The organism is Denitrificimonas halotolerans, assembly GCF_034259425.1.
GTDB classification, from domain to species: Bacteria; Pseudomonadota; Gammaproteobacteria; order Pseudomonadales; family Pseudomonadaceae; genus Denitrificimonas; species Denitrificimonas halotolerans.
Genome location: NZ_JAXIVU010000014.1, coordinates 35,735 through 53,693, shown reverse-complemented (window position 1 = coordinate 53,693; position 17,959 = coordinate 35,735). Strand labels below are relative to the sequence as shown.

Below are 17,959 nucleotides of genomic sequence, written 5' to 3'. Positions count from 1 at the left end.
CGGGGAAGGATGTCAAAGAGGGGTCAAGCTAGAAACAATCAACTGCAAAGTCTCATTGCCACGAAATTCATTCACATCTAGAGTGTAGGCAACTCTCGCCTCTAAAATATTAGGGTTAGGCCACACATCCACATCAATATTAAAAGCAATAGCATCCACTGGCGGCGCACTTCTACTGCTTTGCAATACCATTTTCAAATGCCTCTCCCCCACCAGTCTTTGGCTGAGGATTTTAAAATCACCATGGAACAATGGCTCAGGAAAGCGCTGCCCCCATGGCCCAGCATGACGTAACTGTTGCGCCAACTGCATATCAAACTCATGGTCAGCTAAACAGCCGTCGGAATAAATACAACCGGTCAGGTCATCCGCTGTTAATTGACTGCGCACTTGGGCATCAAAAGCCTCAGCAAAGGCCTCGTAATGCTGTTTATTAATGGTGAGGCCTGCCGCCATCGCATGACCACCAAATTTACTAATCAATTCAGGAAAGCTTGCTGCTATCGCGTCTAAAGTATCGCGGATATGTAAACCTGGAATCGAACGCGCCGAACCTTTTAACTCACCGTTATCTGCATCGGCGAAGGCAATCACTGGACGGTGATAACGTTCCTTCATGCGCGATGCCAAAATACCAATCACACCCTGATGCCATTCAGGCTCAAATAAACACAGACCAAAAGGCAAGCCCTCTACAGGCAAATCTTTAAGCTGCACCAATGCCTCTTGCTGCATACCCTGCTCGATCTGTTTACGATCTTGATTCAACTGCTCCAACTGCTGCGCGCGTTGCAAAGCATCATCAGCATCCTCACAGAGTAAGCACTCAATCCCTAAACTGATATCATCTAAGCGCCCAGCAGCATTAAGACGCGGGCCAACAATAAAACCTAAATCAGTGGATACAATACGGCGATGATCACGACGCGCCACTTCCAAAATGGCGCGTAATCCTGGGCGTGCTCGGCCCGCACGAATCCGAGCTAAGCCTTGATGCACTAAAATGCGATTATTAGCATCTAACGGCACGACATCCGCCACACTACCAAGCGCAACCAAATCTAACAGTTCAGCCAAATTCGGCTCTGCTATATTCTGCTGAGCAAACCACCCACTGCTACGTAAATGAGCCCGCAAGCCTAACAAGACATAAAACATTACACCGACACCGGCTAACGCCTTACTTGGAAATTCACAGCCGGGTTGATTTGGATTCACAATGGCATCGGCACTTGGCAAGGTATGCCCAGGTAGGTGGTGATCTGTCACCAAAACTTTTAAACCCGCAGCTTGTGCTGCTGCTACACCTTCAACACTGGAAATACCATTATCCACAGTCACCAATAAATCTGGCTGACGCTCTAAAGCCACAGCAACGATTTCCGGTGTCAAACCATAACCATAATCAAAGCGATTCGGTACCAGGTAATCCACGTGTGCAGCCCCGAGCATCTGCAACCCCAGCATACCGACACAGCTGGCGGTGGCACCATCAGCATCAAAGTCACCAACAATAAGTATCCGCTGACGCTGTTCCAAAGCCTGAGCCAGCAACTGCACCGCAGCATCCATCCCCTTCAGCAAGTGCACCGGTAATAAATGCGCCAAACCTTTTTCTAATTCAGCAGCACTACGCACCCCCCGCGCCGCATAAATGCGCGTTAACAAAGGCGGTAGATCTCCTAAATCAGGTAAATTTTCAGGTAACGGTCGTTGTTCTATACGCATAGCAAGTACTTAACTCTTGAATATTCTCAATGTTTAACCGGACAATTACACACCGACAGCGCCACGCTCACCCTGCAACCACTCCAGTTCAATACTGTGCTGTCCACGCTCATCCGTAATAAATACATCACCATCACTGATCATCACACTCCAATTGATGGTGCGCGGCAAATCTTCAGCCAAATGATTAAGTGATGCTTGGCTGATGGCTAAAACATGCAAATTCTTTAGAGAGCGCACCGCTCCAAGCTCTTTACTGATCCAGGTGCGTAAACTGCCATACGCCAAAACACTTAAACGCTCGCCACGACGCGAACACCAGGTCATACGCTCAGCGGTCGGCTGCCCTACTTCAATCCAGTGCAAAATGCGGCCATCTAAACTTTTTTCCCATACGGCAGGCTCATCGACATTGGATAAACCACGGCCAAACTCTATATGTTCAGCATGCCACACAGCCCGTGCTAAAAGACGGGCCAGTAAACGTTCAGCCGTTTCAGAAGGATGACGAGCCATACTGAAACGCAGGCTGTCATACACATTACGGTCCATATCGGTCAGACTGAGTTCAACTTTATAAGGCGTGGCTTGCAGAGCCATAAATATATTCTCTATAAGGTAACAAAGTCACTCAGTCTAACCTGTTCTAACAGGCTATGCTGTAGGCTGTTCACAGCGGTGGTCTTTAGCCAAGGATATACCGCATAATATAGACCGCGCCGGCAACTGCCACAGTCACTTTCCTTATATACAAGGAGCTCGATAAATATAATGTTTCGTTTTAGCCGCTTTATGCTGCTCATCAGCTTATGCATATCGTCTATTGCGTCTTATGCTGACGATCATCCATTGCTTATTCCAGTGGCACCACAGTGCACCTTAGAGCGCATCGCTAGCGAACCTAAAATTGCTCTTGAAGAATGTTTGATGCGAGCTCAGCTAGGTTATGCTGATGCTCAATTTGTTTTAGGTGAATATTGGTATCAAGGTCAATATACTCCCCGTGACTATCAGCAAGCACTGAAATGGTTTGAACAAGCCTCCGTTCAAGGACATGCTGACGCGCAACTGCGTTTAGGTACAATCTTTTATCGCGGTGAAGGTGTGCCTTCTAACAGTATACAAGCCTATATTGTCTTTAAAATGTCCGCCATTAATGGCTCCGATGAAGCCCTTGATCAAGCAGACCGTGTTGCTGCACAAATGCAACGCAATGAACTCGAATTGGCCAACCAAGTCTTAGCACAGATTTTCCGCAACTATCTACTTGAACTGAGCAGCGAAACTACATTGCCTTAATACTGCTCTAGATATGATTGCTCACGCTGGACTTTGCCCAATGCTTACGCGCAACCTCATACGCTTGGTGCAGCGCTCGAGTTTTCTCTGTGGCCGCATCTAACTGCGCTAAAGTAGCTCCTGCACCCATTAACTTGTCTGGGTGAAACGCACTGATCTGTCGTCGATAGGCTTTTTTAACTTGCGGCCAAGTATCCGCCCGACTCACCCCAAGCAACTCCAAGGCTGCTTGCAGCTCATCGCGCTGCCTGAGCGGGCGTAAACGCCCACGTAACGCCTGCGCTTCAATTCGGCAAAATCTATCCTCTGGACAAGCTAGCCATTGCGCACACTGATGTAAAATGCGTCTTTGCTTCGCTGTTGGCATTCCCTCGGCTAAGGCCATACGCCAGCCGGCCATTAACAGCTTTTCCGTCTGCTCTGCAGTGCTATAGTGCAACTTTAAGCTGCCACGCAATTCATGTAAGCGGCATGCCTTACCGCGCGCAAAGGCCGCAATAGCAACCTTTTGCGCAGCATCGGTCAACAATAATCGCTGCATTTCAAAACGTGCAGCTTGAATGTGTTCAGCAGTGACCCGTCCCGTGCTTTTCGCTAAGTGCCCAAGCAGCATAAATAACACCTGTTGAGCGCTAATGTGAGGTTGGGCAAAGACTGGTAAACGATCACGCAGGTCCTGCCAACTCTTCAAAGACAATCGGTGATCAATGATACTACCAACTAACAAACCTAATAGCGCACCGGGAATATGTGCTACCAAAAAACCAAACAAACTCGCTAACAGCGTTACAAAAATCCTCATAAACGCGCGAGTAATGCCTCAACCTCAGCTAAGCGTTCAGGAGTGCCCACATCCACCCACCGCCCTGTAAATTTTTCACCCGTGACCGCATGCTGCTGAACTGCCGTACGTAATAAAGGTGCCAAGCGAAACGTACCGCCAGCACAATCTTCAAACAGTTTCGGATGCAACACAGCAATGCCGGTATAGGTTAAAGAAGAATCCTCACAGGGTAGCAACACGCGCTCACCGGCTAAGGCAAAATCCCCCTCAAGGTTATGCTCAGGGTTATCCCTTAAGACTAAGTGAGCTAAGCCCGATAAGGGTTTGCGCAAATCTGCAAAATCATAATCCGTCCAAATATCACCATTAATCACTGCAAAGGGTGCATCACCCAAAAGATTTAACGCTCGAAAAATACCACCACCTGTCTCTAAAGGCTGCGCTTCACGAGAGTACTGAATATGCAAGCCAAATTGCGCCCCATCACCTAAGTGTGCTTCAATTTTTTCACCTAACCAAGCGTGATTAATCACCACTTCACTAAAACCTGCCTGAGCTAAAGCAGACAAGTGATATTCAATCAAAGGCACGCCGGCAATTGGAATTAATGGTTTAGGCGTATGTGCGGTTAAAGGACGCATACGCTCACCTTTACCAGCCGCTAAAATTATGGCTCGCATTCTTTATTCCTCTCCTGAAAAGCTGGCAAGTAGCTGTGCTAAAGGCGCCAGTGCAGATTGACGCTCAATGACCTGTTGTAAATAGTTAAAAAAACGTGGGGTATCAGCCAAGTAACGGGGTTTACCATCGCGATAATTAATACGCGCAAAAATCCCAATGACCTTTAAGTGACGCTGCGCCCCCATCAGGTCACAATCATATAAAAACTCATCTAAGGTGTCAGGCACAGCAAGTCCGTGAGCACGGGCTTTATCCCAGTACTGCTTGAGCCAACGCTGCACACGCTCTTCCGGCCAGCTCATAAATGCATCTTTAAATAAGCTGATCACGTCATAACTGATCGGACCATGCACCGCATCCTGAAAATCTAAAATACCCGGATTCGGTTCGCTGAGCATTAAATTACGCGGCATGTAATCACGGTGTACAAAAACCTGCGATTGTCGCAACGCATTCTCAACCAACACATCACATGCTTGCGCCCATAAGTATTGCTGTTGCTCAGTCATCTCCAACTGCAACTCATGCTTAACATACCACTCAGGAAACAACGCCAACTCTCGGCGTAATAAGGCCTCGTCATATGCCGGCAACTGGGCTGTCTCAGCAGGTATTTTTTGCAAACTGATTAAAGCATCAATGGCTAGACTAAAGAGCTCATCAGCATTTTCCTCACTGAGGATCTCTAACCATGTGTATTGCCCCAAATCCGACAATGCTAAAAAACCACGCTCTAGATCTTGCGCCCAAACTTTAGGCACGTTTAAACCCGCCTGTTCAAGCAGCTTAGCGACCTTTACAAAGGGGCGACAATCTTCATTAGGGGGCGGTGCATCCATCAAGACTAAGCCCTTCTTCTGGTCACTCCAACGAAAGTAACGGCGAAAACTTGCATCACTACTAGAAGGCTGCAGGTGATTTACGGTAGTCTCTACTAGCCCTGCTTGCTGAGCAATTTTTGGTAACTGCTCACTAAACCAGTGCGTTAACTCTTGTAAACGGCTATCGTCTACATTTATATTTTGGATCGGCATAGTAATTCTCCAACGGTGCTGGCCGTTCTGTAGGGCATGCTTTATTATCGCTGATCTTTTCCAGCCCTTCGAGAGGCATGCTGGTTATTTCCACCAAGCGCATGCGGGAAGCACGGACACACTATGGCAGTTAAATATATTTATCGTAAAAATTTCCCCGTACTAGCAACTGGGGCCTTTATTATCTTACAGCCTTTGCTCAGTGGTAGTGCGGCTGCACAGCAATTTGACTGTAAAGCAGGCCCTGCCGGCGGTTGGTCTTGTGTCCCTAAAGAGACTCAAACCCAACGGCCACCACGCCCAGAAACGCCAAGTTCAAAAGTGGCGACTCACAGCTCGGCAGCTGAACAAACTCAGCGCACTGTCAAAGCGCCTATAAAGAAGTCAACAGCACAACAAACAGCTACCGCTTCAGTGGCCCAAAACAAAGGTAAAGCTTTAGCACAGCGCAGCTCAGACTACAGTCACTTAGACTGGGTTCCACGCGAGCAATTAAGCGAACAGCAGTTAGCGGAGATTGGCCCCTACTGCAGTGGCCGCTATGTTGAGCCATTACGTCCTGGTATGGACGACGATACAGCATTTAAAGATGCGCCTTTATACATTAACGCTGGAGCTTCGCGCTACGAACAACTGACAGAAACGGCCACCATTGCCGGCGATGTCATTATGCGCCAAGCCAGTTTACAAATCGAAGCCGACGAAGCCAGCCTGCACCAACAAGATAATGTTGGTGAGCTGAAAGGAAACGTCCGCATCCGTGATCGTAATGCTCTGATGGTCGGGGATCGGGCTGAGCTAGTACTCGACAGTGGTGAAGCGCAAGTCGAAAACGCTGAGTACATCATGCACAGCGGTCAAGTCCGCGGTAGTGCGCTCTATGTAAAGCGTAATGAAGATGCCATTATCCGTCTCAAAGACGGCACTTATACCAGCTGTGAACCCGGCAGCAATGCATGGCACCTTAAAGGCAATAACGTCACGCTCAATCCGAACACTGGTTTTGGTAGTGCAACCAATGTCACTCTGCGTGTCAAAGACATTCCAGTATTCTACACCCCTTATATCCACTTCCCGATTGATGACCGTCGCGTGTCCGGTTTTTTACCGCCAAGCGTAAGTTACAGTCGCAAGAAAGGGGTGAATTTAACAACACCCTACTACTTCAACTTAGCACCTAACTTTGATGCCACCTTGTACCCCAACTACATGAGCAAGCGTGGTTTGCTTACCGAAGGTGAATTCCGCTATTTAGGCAAGAAAAGCGAAACCTTTGTCGGTGGTGCTTGGCTAAGCGACAGTGAAGACGAACGTAAGCTGCAGTCGGAATATGAAAAAGACCGCTGGATGTATACTTTGCAGCATGAGTATGGCTTTAACTCTCGCCTGCTTGGTCAAATTGATTACACCGACATCAGTGACCCCTACTACTTCCAAGACCTCGATAGCAATATCGCGCAAGGCTCCAATGAAACCTTAGATCAAAAAGCTAGCCTCACTTGGCGTGGTAATAGCTACAGCGCTCGGCTTGGAGTGCACGCTTATGAAATGGCCAATATCACCGACATCACTCCTTACGACCGCTTGCCCGAATTCAGTCTGATTGGTGCTTTACCTTACCAACCCGCTGGTTTGCGCATGTCGTATAAAACTGAGTGGACACGCTTTGACCGCTCATTGAGGAAAAAAGGCGAAACAACAATAAATAATCTGCCACTTAAACAAGGTAACTACAGTGATAAAGATGGTGTTTATTCGTTTTGGAACGATGCTCGCCTGCAAGGCTTAGACCGTGCTAACGGTGACCGTTTGCACATTGAGCCAGAGCTCAGTTTGCCGATGAATTGGAGTTGGGGTTTCCTCAAACCTAGCATTAAGTACGCTTATACCCGTTATGACCTCAGTTTGGATAGTCAAGGCAAACAAGATTTTGCAAATAAAAAATTCAGCTCAAATCCTGACCGCAGTTTAGGCATCTATAGCATTGATAGTGGTCTGTATTTTGATCGCAATACCCAGCTGTTTGGTAAAAACTATCGTCAAACCTTAGAGCCGCGTTTGTATTACCTCTATGTACCGTACGAAGATCAGTCTGACCTACCGCTGTTTGATACGAGTGAAATCCAATTCAGTTATGCCAGCTTATTCCGCGATAACCGCTTCAGTGGCCATGACCGCATTGGTGACACTAATCAGATCTCTTTAGGTCTCACCAACCGCTGGATTGAAGACAACGGTATGGAACGCCAGCGTATCAGTGTGGGGCAAGCCTACTACTTGGCAGACCGAAAAGTACTATTGTCAGGCAAAGACTACAAAAACGTTGCGGCCAATACGGCCAACCGTTCACCCTACGCATTGGACTACATGTATCGCTTTAACCGTGACTGGAGCATTAATGCAGATCTGATGTGGGATCCAGACACACACCGTACACGTTCTGGTAGTGCCATATTCCACTACCAACCAGTGGACAATTTGAACAAAATTGTTAACTTCGGATACCGCTACCGTAACGACAGTACGCATTACAACTATGACACTGGACGTTGGGAAACCGGTAGTGCCGACTACATTGACACAGTCACTAAGAAAGTCTACAAAGATTTCTATAAAATCGAGCAAACCGACGCCTCATTCATGTGGCCAGTTGTTAACCACTGGAACCTCATTGGTCGCTGGCAGTATGACTACAACCGCAACAGCACACTTGAAGCTTTTGGTGGTTTTGAGTACGACAGCTGCTGCTGGAAACTACGCCTCATCAACCGTTACTGGGTTGACTATGATGAGCGCAACATGAGACCACAAGACAACCGCAAAGGTGATCACGGCGTATTCTTGCAGATCGTCCTGAAAGGTTTAGGTGGTGTAACCGGTAACAAAGTAGAGACATTCCTTGATGAAGGCATCCATGGCTACCGTAAACGTGAAGACAATGCTTATTAAACCTCTCTCAGCCTTACTCCTCGCCAGCAGTTTGCTGGCGGGCAGCTTAAGTGCAGCCGAGCAACCGCTCGACCGTGTGGCAGCTATCGTAGATAACGATATTGTCATGTACAGCCAATATCAAACACGCCTCAATGAAGTGCAAAACAGCATTCGCCAGCGCGATATTGAACCTCCACCTGAAGATGTTCTACGTCAGCAGGTGATGGAACGTCTGATTCTTGATGCAATTCAGCTACAAATTGCTGAACGCTCCGGCATTCGTGTCAGCGATGAAGAACTGGCAGAAGCGATGACTGAAATCGCTAAAAGCAACGGCCTGACCCAGCGAGAATTTGAACAGGCACTCGCTGCTGATGGTTTAACGTTAGCCGCAGCTAAAGAACAAATCCGCCAAGAAATGATTATCAATCGAGTACGTCAGTACCGTGTTGGTGAGCGTATTCAAATCAGTGAGCAAGAAATCCAAAACTTCTTAGCATCTGACTTAGGAAAAATGCACCTCGCAGAAGAGTTCAAGTTGGCAAACATCTTGATCCCATTATCCGACGGTGCAACACGTGCTGAGTTGGCTGCAGCAGAGCAGACCGTTGCTTCTATTGTTGAACAATTGGAACGTGGTGCTGACTTCTCACAAATGGCAGTCACTTATTCTGCCAGTGAAAATGCCTTAGACGGTGGCGAAATGGGTTGGCGTCAAGCGGCGCAACTGCCTCCTCCTTTTGATCGCATGCTCACCGACATGAGCGTGGGCCAAGTCACACCCCCCACACGTACACCGGGCGGTATCATTATGTTGAAACTGTTGGATCGCCGCGGTGATAGTGTCGTGTATCGAGATGAAGTCAATGTGCGCCACATCTTACTGCAGCCAAGCGAAATCCGCAGTCCTGAGGCAACTCGCCAACTGGCTACACGCATCTATGAGCGCCTACGTAATGGTGAAAACTTTGCCCAATTGGCAAAACAGTTTTCCGATGATCCCGGCTCAGCCCTCAATGGTGGCGCTCTAAACTGGGTTGACCCTAACGCTCTTGCTCCTGCGTTCCGTGCAGAAATGGAACGTACTGATATTGGTCAATTATCCAAACCCTTTGAAAGTCAATTTGGTTGGCATGTTCTAGAAGTCTTAGACCGCCGCAGCACCGATACCAGCCAACAGGTGCGCAAGCAACAAGCAGCCAACCTGCTGCGCAACCGTAAATACGATGAAGAACTACAAACATGGTTACGCCAAATTCGTGACGAAGCCTATGTGGAGATTAAAACTTTATGACTTTGCGCTTTGCTTTAACACCCGGTGAGCCTGCTGGTATTGGTCCTGACTTGTGTCTTATGTTGGCGCAGGAAGTACAACCCTACCCTGTCATCACCATTGGCAACCGCCAGTTACTCAGCGAGCGTGCAGCGCAACTTGAGTTACCGATTCAGCTGATCGAAGTGCAACCCGATGCCTTACCCGATACCCCAGCGCCAGCTAACAGCTTATATGTGTGGGACACCCCCCTGTACGAGCCCGCTGTTGCCGGTCAACTGAACCAGGCAAATGCCCAGTATGTCTTAGAAACACTCACTCGCGCCGGTCAAGGCTGCCTAGACGGTCTATTCAGTGCGATGATCACTGCACCTGTGCACAAAGGTGTGATCAATGATGCGGGCGTGCCTTTCTCTGGCCATACTGAGTTTTTGCAAGAGCTAACTCAGTCTCCTGAAGTTGTAATGATGCTTGCTACTCACGGCTTGCGTGTTGCCCTGGTAACTACGCACTTACCGCTACGTGATGTTGCCGATGCTATCACCAGTGAGCGCGTAGAAACCATTACACGCATTTTAAATACTGAATTGCAACACAAGTTCTCCATTAAAAAACCAAGAATCTTAGTCTGCGGGCTGAACCCGCATGCTGGGGAAGACGGTCACTTAGGCCGTGAAGAACTGGATATTATCTTGCCGGTTCTGGACCGCTTGCGTGGTGAGGGTATGGATTTAGTGGGTCCGCTCCCTGCTGATACGCTGTTTACCCCACATAACCTTAAACAGTGTGATGCGGTCTTAGCCATGTATCATGACCAAGGGTTGCCAGTACTAAAACACCGCGGTTTTGGTGCGGCGGTGAATATCACCTTAGGTATGCAAATCATCCGCACTTCAGTGGATCACGGTACTGCACTCGACCTTGCCGGAACGGGTGAAATTGATACGGGTAGTTTGCATATTGCCTTAGAAACAGCCTATCAAATGGCGGCAAGCAAATTTGCTTAAGTTATAAAACCTTAGCTCATAAAAAACGCCATCAAATGATGGCGTTTTTTATTGAACCGCATTACTGCCCTAAAGGGCGCAAGCGATACTGTTCTGGCACTTGATCAATACCTTTGATCGTCACATCTAGATTTTTCCATAAACCATCTTTAATGCCATACACACAACCGTAAATCGATAGCTTTTGACCCCGATGCCAAGCATTCTGCACAATCGAGGTATGACTAACGTTAGCCACCTGAGCAATGGCATTGAGCTCACATAAGCGATCAACACGCTCCTCCTCTGTGGGTAACTCCATCAGCTCTTCACGGTGGGTGTAGTACAAATCACGAATAGTGCGAATCCAACCGTCAGTCAATCCCACTTGCTTGTCTTGCATAGCCGCACGGACACCTCCACAACCATAGTGGCCGGTAACTAAGATATGCTTAACCTTGAGTATATCCACTGCATATTGAATGACTGACAAGCAGTTCAAATCAGTGTGTAAAACCACATTACCTACATTACGGTGTACAAATAAATCACCAGGTAACATACCTACAATTTCATTAGCAGGAACCCGTGCATCTGAACAACCAATCCATAGATATTCTGGTTCTTGCTGTTTAGCCAATTTTTCAAAAAAGGTTGGATCATCCTTTTTAATTGACTCTGACCAACGCACATTGTTATCAAACAGCTCTTGTAATTCAGGCATAGTTTCCTCTGTTTATCGTCTTACAGACCAACTTAATCTAGGCTGAGACAGGTATAGCTCCTGCGCAGTCACACTTTTACTGTAACCGCTCATCAGCAAATAAAGTACAAGCCATCACCAAGGCATCTTCATGTCCATCGGCAGTAGGGTAATAATCACGCCGGCGTCCAATTTCATTGAAACCAAAACGCTCATATAGGCGATAAGCCGAGCGATTCGAAGCGCGCACTTCTAAAAAGCATTCAACACAACCACGTGCCGTTGCACACTCCATTAAATATTCTAACAACTGCAAACCTAAGCCTTGCCCCTGCCGTTCAACGGCAACAGCAATGTTGAGCAAATGGGCCTCATCCAAAACTTGACTGATGACGCCATGCCCTACGTGCTGACCATCTACATACATCATCCAACAGTCATAACTGGTTAAAGCATCAGCATAGAGTTTAGCTGTCCACGGATGAGAAAAAGCTTTGCTCTCAAGAGCCAATACAGCATCTAAATCTTGTGCCTGCATCGGCCGGTACTCAACTTTCAACATCACTTTGCCCCTGCCATACAGCACGCACTTCACACATGCTTCGCCAAATATCTCGCTTCAATAAAGGCTGATCTAAGACCTGCTCTAAACTGGGTAAGCTCCAGGCTTGAGCTCCCTCTAGAAAAGGTTGTAAGACATACAGCGGTGTGTCTTCCTCAGCACTTGCAAAACGAACAGATTGTGCACCAACCAACCACACACAAGCAGCCGGTTCGGCTTGCAATTCCACACTCAGTAAATCACGGACACACACCCGAGCAGCTGCAGCATTTTGCTCATACTTTAAGCTCCCTGATTGCAACATCGGCCAAACAATCGGTGCCCCTTGACGCATCAACTGAGGTTTATCTGTTAGGCCCGCTGCGCGGAACATATCTCTGAGCAATTGATAATCCGGATCACGGTTCTGAAAAGGTTGGTCGGTTGGTAAATCGACTAAAACCAAACAATTATTCACACGCAAGAGCTGCAAGGTGAAACGTGGGATAGGCTCTAACGGTTTAGCCACTGTTGGCGGCTTAAGCTCAACTGTATCTGACGTCGTTTCAGGCTTGGTTGGTATGGTTGGCTTTGCCGTTTGCCCCACCTGCAAGGAGGCTAACTTATCACGCACCGACATGTAAGCTTGGCCAGTACGACCGGCAGGCACCGTCGCTGCTGCTCCGCCTGTCAGCGGTTGTACTGACGAGGCAGCAACAGCCTCAGATACGGGTTCGGCAAGCTCAACAGCAAATTCAGCCTCAGCTTGCCACTCAAGTAAATACTCACGAGAAGCAGCGGCATGCACCAACTGTTGGCGAGGCAGCCACACATCGACCTGCATCGCCTGCAGCATCGCTTGGCGGCGTACCTCTTGCTTATTCATAATTTAAATTACACACCGTCCACTTGTGGGTGCGCCCGCTTAGTACCCAAATACATTAAATTCAAAGCATTAAGATAAGCTTTTGCCGAAGCAATCACGATATCTGTATCGGCGCCATTACCATTCACAATGCGTCCGCCCAGTTCCAAACGCACTGTCACTTCACCCTGTGAGTCCGTACCTTGAGTAATCGCATTCACAGAATACAGCTGCAAAGTTGCACCAGATTGTGCCACTTTTTCAATGGCTTTAAAGGCTGCATCCACAGGCCCCGAGCCTTGGTCATCGCTCGCTACTTCTTCGCCATCAATGCTCAATACTAAATGTGCGTGCGGCACGGCACCTGTTTTACTGCTCACATCTAAGCTGATCAGTTTGTAATGTTCAGCAGCCTCTTCCGTTAAGGTTTCAGTCACCAGCGACTGTAAGTCCTCATCAAAGATTTCATGCTTCTTATCCGCCAAATCTTTAAAGCGCGCAAATGCAGCTTTAAACTCTTCATCGGTACCTAAGTCAATACCTAAGTCCACTAAGCGACTGCGGAAAGCATTACGGCCTGAGTGCTTCCCTAAAACCATTTTATTGGTATTCCAGCCCACATCTTCAGCGGCCATAATTTCATAGGTTTCACGGTGTTTGAGTACACCATCTTGGTGAATACCTGATTCATGAGCAAAGGCGTTAGCACCCACAATGGCCTTGTTCGGCTGAACAGGGAAACCTGTGATACCAGACACCATACGTGAAGTACTTAAAATATGCGGTGTCTCAATATTAGTATGCACCCCAAGCAGGTCGTGACGGGTTTTGATTGCCATCACAATCTCTTCCAAAGCAGCATTACCGGCACGCTCACCTAAACCATTAATGGTGCACTCAACCTGACGGGCGCCAGCGACGACAGCCGCTAAAGAGTTAGCCACAGCCAAACCTAAATCATTGTGACAGTGCACTGAGAAAATTGCTTTATCTGCGTTCGGCACACGGTTAATCAACTGGCTGATTAAATGAGCGTACTCATGAGGAATGGCGTACCCGACAGTGTCTGGAATATTAATGGTACGCGCGCCAGCATCAATGGCTGCTTCAACAATGCGGCATAAAAAATCAATCTCTGAACGACCGGCGTCTTCACAAGAAAACTCAACATCACCGCATAAACTGCGCGCTTTCTTCACTGCACGCACCGCTTGCTCAATCACTTGCTCTGGCTCCATACGCAGTTTGTGCTGCATATGAATGGGACTGGTCGCAATAAATGTGTGAATACGTCCTGAATTAGCACCGGCTAAAGCTTCACCTGCACGCTCAATATCGCCGTCTAAAGCACGGGCTAAGCTACAGATTGTACTGTCTTGGATGGTGTCAGCAATGGTTTTAACAGCATCAAAGTCCCCAGGGCTAGCAATGGCAAAACCCGCTTCAATCACATCTACACGCATCCGCTCAAGGGCTTTAGCAATGCGAAGTTTTTCTTCTTTGGTCATTGAAGCGCCAGGGCTTTGCTCACCGTCGCGCAAGGTGGTATCAAAAATAATAACGCGGTCACTGCTGCTCATTGTTTTCTCCTGAAGCTGCCGCAAGGTTAAGGGCAGTCAAACTCTGGTTTTTGCTGCCGCTCACACAGCTGCGCAAAAACATTATTATAAATCTAGATGGAGTACAGATTAATACTGAGCACAACTCCGGTCTAGCAGCCATTCGTAGCACAGTACTCAATCTTGCACTACAGCTCGCATACACAATCCATCTAAAACTTGATTTCGAGTTGTTTCTCAATCATATCCAGCAAGCGCTGTAAAGCACCTTGATTACGGGACAAGACCTGCTGTCCCGCTTGGCACATCCGTTCTGCCTGCGCAGGATGGCTCCATAATTGGGCAACGGCATCGGTTAATTCTGACGCATCCGCCACTTCCTGCAAGCCACCCGCTTCACTGAGCTGACGCGCAATGTCTAAAAAATTAAAATAATGCGGCCCAGTTAAAGTCGGTTTAGCTAACGCTACAGGCTCCAACATATTATGCCCGCCATGCTCAATTAAACTGCCACCGACCAACGCCACATCAGCCAAAGCATATAAAAACATCAACTCACCCATAGTATCGCCTAAGAGGACTTGATGTTCAGTATGCACAGGAGCATGCGTAGAGCGGCGCTGCACTGACATGCCTTGCTCCATACACAAAGCATACACTGAACTAAAACGTTCTGGATGACGAGGCACCAAAATCAATAAAGCATTGGGAAACTGCTGCAATAATTGTTGATGAGCGGCTAATACCACAGCATCCTCACCTTCATGAGTGCTGGCTGCAATCCATACTGGACGCGCACTGGCATGCCATTGTTCACGTAACGTCCGCGCCTGCGCTGGAAGCTCGGCACTGACCTGCAAATCATATTTAATCGAGCCTGTCACACTCACAGCTGTTGGACGTGCCCCTAACTCAATAAAACGTTGAGCTTCTACTTCGGTTTGCACTGCTAACCCACTGAGCTGCGCCAACATAGGCGCCACTAATTTAGGAAAACGTCCATACCCCCGCGCGGAGCGTTCAGACAAGCGTCCATTGGCCAATAGCACTGGAATGTTGAATTGCGCGCACTGATGAATATGATTGGGCCACAGCTCTGTTTCCATAACGATACCTAAACGCGGCCGTAAGCGCTGAAAAAATCGTTTTGAAGCACAAGGTAAATCGTAAGGTAAATAACAATGCTGTACGCTATCACCAAACAGACTTTGAATACGCTCAGAACCTGTTGGGGTCATGCACGTTACAGTGATAGGCAAATCTGGATACTGCTGCTGTAAAGCTTTGATCACAGGCGCAGCAGCAATGCTTTCGCCCACAGATACCGCATGCAGCCAAATACCGCCTTGTTGAAGTTCAGGCAAGTTCAAAGCAAAGCGTTCATTTATCCGTTGCCCATAAGCCGATGCCTTACGCGAACGCAACCATAAACGGATAAAAATGAGCGGCACACCTAAGTACAGCAACACAGTGTATAAAGTTCTATTCATAGGGCAAAGTTTAGCAAAGGCGCGGCGATAATACTGCGCTCAGTTATACTGCTTACTTATTTTTTGCGAGAGGCTGCTATGTCACTCACCTTAAACACAGATATTGCCATTATTGGCGGAGGTATTGCTGGGCTGTGGCTCAATGCTCAATTGCGCCAGCGCGGCTTTAATACACTCTTAATTGAACACAACACCCTAGGCGGCGGTCAGTCAGTAAAATCTCAAGGAATTATTCATGGCGGTGCCAAATATGCGCTACATGGTGCACTTACAGGCTCTTCAGAAGCCATTGCTGACATGCCCAAACGTTGGCGTCAAGCGTTGGCCGGCGCAGGCGAAGTTGATTTAACTGGCGTTCGAGTCTTGTCTGACGCTCACTATTTGTGGTCACCAGGCTCCATTGCTGGCAACTTAACCAGTTTCTTTGCCAGCAAAGCCATGCGCGGTCGCGTGGACCAAGTGAAAGGTCAAGACCTACCACCAGCGCTGCAACATAAAGACTTTAAAGGCCGCGTCTACCGTTTAGCTGAACTGGTACTGGACGTACCCAACCTCATTGAACGCCTCGCCAAACTGGCTGATGACAGCTTACTGCATGCCCAAAAAATCACACCACGCTATCAAGACGGACAATTGCTTGGGGTGCAAGCGGATGCTTACAGTATTAATGCACAACGCGTTGTGTGCTGTGCTGGGCGTGGTAATCAGGACCTACTAAAGGCCTTTGACTTAACGCAGCCCGAACAACAGTTGCGCCCACTGCACATGGTCGTCGCCAAAGGTCCTGCATTGCTACCTTTATATGCTCACTGTCTAGGCGGAGGCAGTAAACCCCGTGTTACCGTCACGACCCACCCCACGGCGGATGGCCAATGGGCTTGGTACTTAGGTGGTAATCTAGCTGAAGCCGATGGCGTCGCACGCTCAGAAACCGAACAAATCAAAGCTGCCCAGGCCGAAATGGCTCAATTGCTGCCTTGGGTTGAACACCGCAATACGCAATGGGCTACATTGCGCGTTGACCGTGCTGAGCCTGTACAATCCGGACTGGCACGTCCCGACAACGCCTTTGTAACTGAGCAAGGCAAACTCTTAATCGGTTGGCCCACTAAGTTGGCTTTAGCGCCTGACTTTACAGATCGCGTTCTTAAATTATTGGCTCGTGACCATATACAGCCAAGCGCAACACAAAACTATCCAGACTTACCCCGTCCTAGGATCGCATCACCTGTTTGGGAGACTCTCTTTAATGACCCTTCATGACTTTCATCGACCACTTGGCAGTACGGGCCTGACCGTTTCCCCCTTAGGTTTAGGGACCGTTAAACTGGGCCGTGATCAAGGTGTCAAATACCCTAATGGGTTTACTATTCCCGATGATCAACAAGCCCTCAGTTTACTTAACCAAGCGCGCGACTTAGGTATTAACCTATTGGATACAGCCCCAGCTTACGGTTTAAGTGAAGAGCGCTTAGGCTACCTACTGCAAGGACAGCGGCAAGACTGGATCATCGTCAGCAAGGTCGGCGAAGAATTTAATGCGGGTCAATCACACTTTAATTTTTCTGCTGCTCATACCCGCTTCTCAGTCGAGCGCAGTTTACAACGGTTACGCACAGACCATATTGAGCTGGTACTGGTGCACTCCAATGGCGACGATGTTGCTATTCTGCAACAAGAGGAGGTTTACGCCACCTTGGCTGCACTTAAACAAGAAGGGAAAATTGGTGGTTATGGGTTCTCGGGTAAAACAACCGAAGGTGGGATTTTAGCCTTAGAAAAAGGCGATTGCGCTATGGTGACCTACAACCTTAATGAGCGTGACGAACAACCGGTTCTAGATTATGCAGCCCAACACAACAAGGGCATTTTGATTAAAAAAGCCCTCGCCAGCGGTCACATTTGTTTAGCCCAAGGAGTTGACCCTGTTCAAGCCAGCTTTGCCATGATTTTTGAGCACCCTGCTACTGGCAGCGCCATTGTAGGCACCATCAACCCTAAACATCTGCAAAGTAACGCAGAGTGTGTGGCACACATTCTAGCCAAACACAACTAAAGCACACTGGACCTACTCTGTTTTCGAGT

The 17,959-nt window shown here is 48.1% G+C and carries 16 protein-coding genes; 6 read left to right on the top strand and 10 right to left on the bottom strand.

All coding sequences use genetic code 11. The features are described from left to right. Positions 1-12: 12 nt before the first annotated feature. Positions 13-1,728, bottom strand: coding sequence for a single-stranded-DNA-specific exonuclease RecJ (gene recJ / locus TOI97_RS10095; protein WP_321553999.1), 1,716 nt, complete (start codon positions 1,726-1,728; stop codon positions 13-15). Positions 1,729-1,773: 45 nt separating this feature from the next. Continuing rightward, positions 1,774-2,328, bottom strand: coding sequence for a YaeQ family protein (locus TOI97_RS10090; RefSeq protein WP_321553998.1), 555 nt, complete (start codon positions 2,326-2,328; stop codon positions 1,774-1,776). Positions 2,329-2,499: 171 nt separating this feature from the next. Here TOI97_RS10090 and TOI97_RS10085 point away from each other — a divergent pair, with 171 nt between their 5' ends. Beyond that, a complete protein-coding gene (locus TOI97_RS10085) occupies positions 2,500-3,027 on the top strand; it encodes a tetratricopeptide repeat protein (RefSeq protein WP_321553997.1) in 528 nt (175 codons plus the stop codon). A gap of 7 nt (positions 3,028-3,034) precedes the next feature. Here the strand turns inward: TOI97_RS10085 and TOI97_RS10080 are convergent, their stop codons facing one another. From TOI97_RS10080 to TOI97_RS10070, 3 genes are read right to left on the bottom strand one after another with little or no spacing between them, the layout of a single operon-like run. After that, on the bottom strand, positions 3,035-3,829 hold the full coding sequence (locus TOI97_RS10080) for a co-chaperone DjlA (RefSeq protein ID WP_321553996.1): 795 nt from the start codon (positions 3,827-3,829) through the stop codon (positions 3,035-3,037). Continuing rightward, positions 3,826-4,491, bottom strand: coding sequence for an N-acetylmuramate alpha-1-phosphate uridylyltransferase MurU (gene murU / locus TOI97_RS10075; RefSeq protein ID WP_321553995.1), 666 nt, complete (start codon positions 4,489-4,491; stop codon positions 3,826-3,828). Before murU ends, TOI97_RS10080 begins: the two co-directional genes overlap by 4 nt. A gap of 3 nt (positions 4,492-4,494) precedes the next feature. Next, positions 4,495-5,526: an aminoglycoside phosphotransferase family protein gene (locus tag TOI97_RS10070; protein ID WP_321553994.1), complete on the bottom strand. Its 1,032-nt coding sequence runs from the start codon at positions 5,524-5,526 to the stop codon at positions 4,495-4,497. A 123-nt stretch (positions 5,527-5,649) separates the two neighbouring features. Here TOI97_RS10070 and TOI97_RS10065 point away from each other — a divergent pair, with 123 nt between their 5' ends. Genes TOI97_RS10065 through pdxA form a run of 3 tightly spaced genes read left to right on the top strand, consistent with a single transcriptional unit; the run spans position 5,650 to position 10,737 of the window. Next, the gene (locus tag TOI97_RS10065; RefSeq protein WP_321553993.1) at positions 5,650-8,475 is read left to right on the top strand and encodes an LPS-assembly protein LptD; all 2,826 of its coding nucleotides are present in this window, start codon (positions 5,650-5,652) and stop codon (positions 8,473-8,475) included. Then, positions 8,441-9,751 (top strand): peptidylprolyl isomerase, encoded by a 1,311-nt coding sequence (locus tag TOI97_RS10060; protein WP_321553992.1) that lies wholly within the window; start codon positions 8,441-8,443, stop codon positions 9,749-9,751. The genes TOI97_RS10065 and TOI97_RS10060 overlap by 35 nt, the downstream gene beginning before the upstream one ends. After that, complete coding sequence (pdxA, locus tag TOI97_RS10055) at positions 9,748-10,737, top strand: 4-hydroxythreonine-4-phosphate dehydrogenase PdxA (RefSeq protein ID WP_321553991.1); 990 nt, start codon at positions 9,748-9,750, stop codon at positions 10,735-10,737. The genes TOI97_RS10060 and pdxA overlap by 4 nt, the downstream gene beginning before the upstream one ends. Before the next feature lie 61 nt (positions 10,738-10,798). Here pdxA and can read toward each other — a convergent pair whose 3' ends face one another. The 5 genes from can to waaA form a co-directional block, all read right to left on the bottom strand. Continuing rightward, a complete protein-coding gene (can, locus tag TOI97_RS10050) occupies positions 10,799-11,440 on the bottom strand; it encodes a carbonate dehydratase (RefSeq protein ID WP_321553990.1) in 642 nt (213 codons plus the stop codon). Positions 11,441-11,516: 76 nt separating this feature from the next. Continuing rightward, a complete protein-coding gene (rimI, locus tag TOI97_RS10045) occupies positions 11,517-11,981 on the bottom strand; it encodes a ribosomal protein S18-alanine N-acetyltransferase (protein ID WP_407651345.1) in 465 nt (154 codons plus the stop codon). Beyond that, entirely contained in the window at positions 11,968-12,846 is an 879-nt protein-coding gene (locus TOI97_RS10040; protein ID WP_321553988.1) for an energy transducer TonB, read from the bottom strand. The genes rimI and TOI97_RS10040 overlap by 14 nt, the downstream gene beginning before the upstream one ends. A gap of 8 nt (positions 12,847-12,854) precedes the next feature. Beyond that, a complete protein-coding gene (locus tag TOI97_RS10035; RefSeq protein ID WP_321553987.1) occupies positions 12,855-14,405 on the bottom strand; it encodes a 2-isopropylmalate synthase in 1,551 nt (516 codons plus the stop codon). 191 nt (positions 14,406-14,596) lie between these two features. Continuing rightward, entirely contained in the window at positions 14,597-15,874 is a 1,278-nt protein-coding gene (waaA, locus tag TOI97_RS10030) for a lipid IV(A) 3-deoxy-D-manno-octulosonic acid transferase (RefSeq protein WP_321553986.1), read from the bottom strand. Positions 15,875-15,952: 78 nt separating this feature from the next. Here waaA and TOI97_RS10025 point away from each other — a divergent pair, with 78 nt between their 5' ends. Further along, positions 15,953-17,137, top strand: coding sequence for an FAD-dependent oxidoreductase (locus tag TOI97_RS10025; protein ID WP_321553985.1), 1,185 nt, complete (start codon positions 15,953-15,955; stop codon positions 17,135-17,137). Beyond that, positions 17,124-17,930: an aldo/keto reductase gene (locus tag TOI97_RS10020; protein WP_321553984.1), complete on the top strand. Its 807-nt coding sequence runs from the start codon at positions 17,124-17,126 to the stop codon at positions 17,928-17,930. The genes TOI97_RS10025 and TOI97_RS10020 overlap by 14 nt, the downstream gene beginning before the upstream one ends. The last annotated feature ends 29 nt before the right edge of the window (positions 17,931-17,959 follow it).